The 4443-nt window shown below is 43.3% G+C and carries 5 protein-coding genes and 1 pseudogene; 2 read left to right on the top strand and 4 right to left on the bottom strand.

The window, feature by feature from the left end:
* Positions 1–220 (top strand): annotated as a pseudogene (locus KFO40_RS25200) (hypothetical protein); the annotation flags it as partial.
* Here the strand turns inward: KFO40_RS25200 and KFO40_RS25195 are convergent.
* Positions 217–555 carry a hypothetical protein gene (locus tag KFO40_RS25195; protein ID WP_004300192.1) on the bottom strand — a complete coding sequence of 113 codons (339 nt, stop codon included), beginning with the start codon at positions 553–555 and terminating at the stop codon, positions 217–219. The pseudogene KFO40_RS25200 and the gene KFO40_RS25195 overlap by 4 nt on opposite strands.
* A 314-nt stretch (positions 556–869) precedes the next feature.
* Between KFO40_RS25195 and KFO40_RS25190 the strand changes: the two genes are divergently transcribed.
* Positions 870–1082 carry a hypothetical protein gene (locus KFO40_RS25190; protein WP_004314093.1) on the top strand — a complete coding sequence of 71 codons (213 nt, stop codon included), beginning with the start codon at positions 870–872 and terminating at the stop codon, positions 1080–1082.
* A gap of 35 nt (positions 1083–1117) precedes the next feature.
* Here the strand turns inward: KFO40_RS25190 and KFO40_RS25185 are convergent, their stop codons facing one another.
* Genes KFO40_RS25185 through zwf form a run of 3 tightly spaced genes read right to left on the bottom strand, consistent with a single transcriptional unit; the run spans position 1118 to position 4332 of the window.
* Complete coding sequence (locus KFO40_RS25185; protein ID WP_087318372.1) at positions 1118–2068, bottom strand: Dyp-type peroxidase; 951 nt, start codon at positions 2066–2068, stop codon at positions 1118–1120.
* Between the two features lie 39 nt (positions 2069–2107).
* Entirely contained in the window at positions 2108–2839 is a 732-nt protein-coding gene (pgl, locus tag KFO40_RS25180) for a 6-phosphogluconolactonase (protein ID WP_211146924.1), read from the bottom strand.
* Positions 2836–4332 (bottom strand): glucose-6-phosphate dehydrogenase, encoded by a 1497-nt coding sequence (gene zwf, locus KFO40_RS25175; protein ID WP_004314090.1) that lies wholly within the window; start codon positions 4330–4332, stop codon positions 2836–2838. The genes pgl and zwf overlap by 4 nt, the downstream gene beginning before the upstream one ends.
* Positions 4333–4443: the final 111 nt, after the last annotated feature.

The following is a 4443-nucleotide window of genomic DNA, read 5'->3' as shown; positions in this document are numbered from 1 at the left end:
GAATTTTGAAAGATTCAATTTTGCAGAAAAAGGGGGATTCACTGTTGAAAGAGACTTATATATATTAAGTTTTGATACATTTCAAATGCAGCTAGAACGATTAGAAAAGGAGTTAAGCCCTGATACAGCAGCGAAAGTTGATGATGTTGTCGGAAAAGCCAAAAATATAACTGAACTACTGATAGGGCTCTCTGCTCTAGCTGAAAAAATGAATCTCTAAGATTTATTATCAGGATCAGTTAATAGGAACTCCAATATAGAAGCTGCACGAAGCAGTCTTGAAGCATATAGAGTTGCATCTGCATCCGGGTTGTATTGATAACGCCTAGTCTGAAACTTTTTAAAAGTAACAAAGCCACTAGACATATCATTAGCAAGTGTTTTCAAGCTTGATATAGTTTCTTTTACATTTTGGTCATAAGACATTTTTATACGCATACGAGCGGAATCATCCACTTTTGCACAACACTGGGGATAAAAGGCTGTCGCATTATCTTCTTTAGAAGATTGTTTTTTACTTATCCTTCTTAGGACATTTTTTAATAACGATTTCATAAACGCACTATTTTAGTTTGACAATGCGCAAATATAATATTTAAAGTAATATAAAATATGAAATATAGAAATCTTGATAGTACATAAAACATCAAATGGTCGAATTATGGTCGAACCATAAAAAAAAGCAGGACTATATAATTGATATACAGAATATACAACTAGATTTCCAAAAATGTGTCTAGTTTAGTTTTTGTGTTGATAGCTCCCTCGTCGGCGGACGAACTAGGGAGCTATTTTTATATATTACAAGAATATTATTGCACAAAATATACATATTTTCCATAACTTTGCAGCGATAAAGTCTCACACAAATGGAATATAGCGTAGAAGAACTAAAAAATGCATTAATTGAGAGATGCGAAAAAGAGGGTATTCTATATGCAACGGTGGCAATGGATAGACGTACCAAAGAGATGATTCTTCCTGATACTTTAGAAGGAGCCCTGAAACATCCGGAATACTTTGTATGTACCTGCAGGAGAGTGAAAGATCAATATATAGTGGAGGAGATTACCAAAGTGTAATCCTCCTCCAATCTTTTATTCTTATTTTTCTTTTTTTATTCGCCCAATTCTCCCAGCAAATCGTAGGAAGGAGCAAAGAAAAGTGTTCCTGTTACAGCTGTGCTGAAGTCAAGCAAACGATCGGTATTCCCTACCGGATTGCCGATGAACATACTTTCCAACATCTGCCGGGTCGTACTGAACGTACTTGCATAACCGATGAAGTATGTGCCATATTCTCCCTTAGACGTATTGGCAAATGGCATGTTGGCACGCACAATTTTCAGGTCATCACCAATATTAGTGACGGCATTATGCGCATTTTGAGGTTTCTCCTCGTCAGAAAGCTCGACATCGTTAAACTTACGACGACCGATCACTTTCTCCTGTTCTTCCACAGGCAAAGCATTCCATGCAACCATATCGTGAATGTACTTCTGTACAAAAACATAACTTCCTCCTGCAAAATCAGCATCCTCCTCTCCTACCACCGCAAAATGATAAGGATTCTCATCAACTGCCGGATTCTCTGTTCCGTCTACAAAGCCGATAATGGCCTTGCCGTCCATATACCTGAAACCGTGAGTTTCATCGACAGGTTCAACTACGCCCTGGAGCTTCTCGTCAATGATGGAAGCAAACTCAAAACACAATCCCATCTGTTTTGCACGGATATGAAACAAGATGTCGCCCGGAGTAGAGACTGCCGTGTGCTTTCCGCCTTTGATCTCTTCAAAAGTGTTCAGTTCTTTCGGCTTTCCCTTTTCTGGGAAAAGACGGCTCCAGGCATCGGCGCCAAAGCCCATCGTACAACTGAACATCAGTTCGGGGAAACGATTACGCATGCTGCGAATCATGGCCGAGAAATTAGCACATACATCTTTTACTTTATCAAGAGTTTCGGGAGTATCTTTTAGAGTATAAACAATAAAAATGACATTTTCACCTTGTTTCCCGGCTACGTCCTGCGGGATATTACCTCCAAATGAATTTTGATAAGGATTCATATTTTTCTTTTTTCTGTTAGTTTCGTCAACGAAACAGTTCTAGTTCATCTTTTTATTACTATCGTCAATATATGCGGCAGCCGCTTTATCCACAAATAGCTCTACATTCTGCGCGTGATGAGCTATATAGGCTGCGGGGCCAGTGTCTCCCGAATGACAGATTTCTTCTACTACGTCGACTTTATTTTTTCCGGTAATCAGGAAAATGACATAGCGGGCATTCTGAATGGGGTATCCCGTCATTGCGATGCGCTTCTGCCCGTTACGGGGATGGGCGCTGACTACATAAATAGAGTTTGAAGTCAGCAAATCTTCTTGTCCGGGAAAGATGGAAGACGTGTGTCCGTCGTCTCCGGCTCCCAACAGTACAATATCAAATTCGGGCCAGCCACGCTTTTGCGGCACTTGCTGCCGGACTAACTCCGAATAGCGAACCGCTTCTTTCGCAGGCTTCGCCTCTCCACGGATACGGAATACATTTTCATACAAAATAGGAGTCAAACCCAAAAGGAGGTTGCGCATCATTCCGTAATTACTGTCCGAATCATCGGGAGGCACACAACGTTCATCCACCCAATAAATCCGCATACGATCCCACGGGGTAATTTCCATGTATTCATTCGCCCACAAATCGAACATCAGAGCAGGTGTGTTGCCACCGCTGACTGCGATATTGAACACTCTGTCCGGCTCTTCATTCATGATTTCCACCAAGCGGAGTATCAATGCTCGTGAAGTTTCAATAGATGAGGGAAAAACTGATAGTTTCATAATTCACAATATTGATCTGTATTCGTCAAATTCTTACAAGGATTCGTCCAGTCGGCCCCATGTTCGTGCATCATCGCTTCGCTTTCCAGAGGTCCCCATGTACCTGCGGGATAGCCGTAGAGAGGTGCGTCGGGGTTGTCTTTCCAATAACGGAGTACCGGATCGAAAAATTTCCATGAGGCTTCTACTGCGTCACTTCGAGTAAATAAAGTCGGATCACCCTGGATGCAGTCGTCTATCAGACGGGCATAAGCGTCGCCACTGGGTACGCCGCCCAACTGCGCGTAACTGAAATCCATCGTCACCTGGCGCACTTCAAAACCTGCGCCGGGGACTTTCATTCCGATTTTGAGCACTATTCCTTCATTCGGTTGCAAACGAAGAATCAATTTATTAGCCCGCGGACAGTTGCCACCGGCACAATGAAACATCTGATGAGGTGTCTCACGGAAATGAACGACGATTTCCGTTACTTTCGTCGGCATTTGTTTACCTGTACGAATGTAGAACGGAACGCCACTCCAGCGCCAGTTGCTAATGCCCAGTTTCATGGCAATATAAGTATCCGTGCGCGAATCGGGAGCCACTCCTTTTTCTTCACGGTAGCCTTTTTTATTGCCGGAGGCTGTATATTGTCCACGAACGATATGTTCGTTCAAATCCACTTCATTCAACGGGGTAAGAGATTCGTAGACTTTCACTACTTCGTTACGGAAATTGTCCGCATTGAAAACAGCGGGCGGTTCCATAGCCGTAAGGGCTACGAGCTGGATCAGGTGATTTTGCACCATATCCCGCAGTGCACCTGCCGTTTCATAGAATCCGCCACGTTGTTCGATACCCAGATTTTCTACGGCTGTAATTTCCACGTAGTCGATATAGTTACGGTTCCAGAGAGGTTCGAAGATACCGTTGGCAAAACGGAAAGCCAGTACATTCTGGGCTGTTTCCTTACCCAGAAAATGGTCGATACGGTAAATTTGATGCTCATTGAAAACAGAGGCATACGTTTTATTCAGTTCACGTGCCGATTCGAGATCATAACCGAAAGGTTTCTCGACAATGATACGTGAATGGGGGGTGTTGAGTCCGGCAGCTTTCAGGTACAAGGGCACTACTCCGTACAATGACGGCGGAGTGGCTAGGTAGAACAGCAGGTTGTCCGGGTCTACCTCACCAGTCAAGTCGACCAGACGTTGGCGGAGTTGCGGGTAACCTTCTTCTTTTGCCGGGTCCATCGGTAAATAGTAGAGATGGGAGACAAACGAAGCCATCAGAGCTGTGTCCTGTTCTTCGGACTTTACGAACTGTTGCAGTTCTTCTAATATATAGGAACGGTAGTTATCGTCAGAGTAGACCGTACGCCCGATACCCAATATAGAATACTCTCCGGTCAACCGCTTTTCACGGTAGAGGGAGTAAAGGGCGGGCATCAGCTTACGCTTGGTCAGATCACCCGACGCACCGAAAATTATCATTGCAAATTTATCCATTTTTCAAGAGTTGTTTTAATTTCTGTTTTGAGATGGTAAATGATAATTTTGCGGAGTGCCCTGAAAGGGCTTAATTATATAGCGTAGGGCAACGCCCTACGTAAAAACGAC

The organism is Bacteroides sp. 1001302B_160321_D4 (assembly GCF_015667765.1).
Classification (GTDB): Bacteria; Bacteroidota; Bacteroidia; order Bacteroidales; family Bacteroidaceae; genus Bacteroides; species Bacteroides xylanisolvens.
Note: the sequence above shows the minus strand (reverse complement) of the source record. Positions and strands in the feature narration are given on the sequence as shown.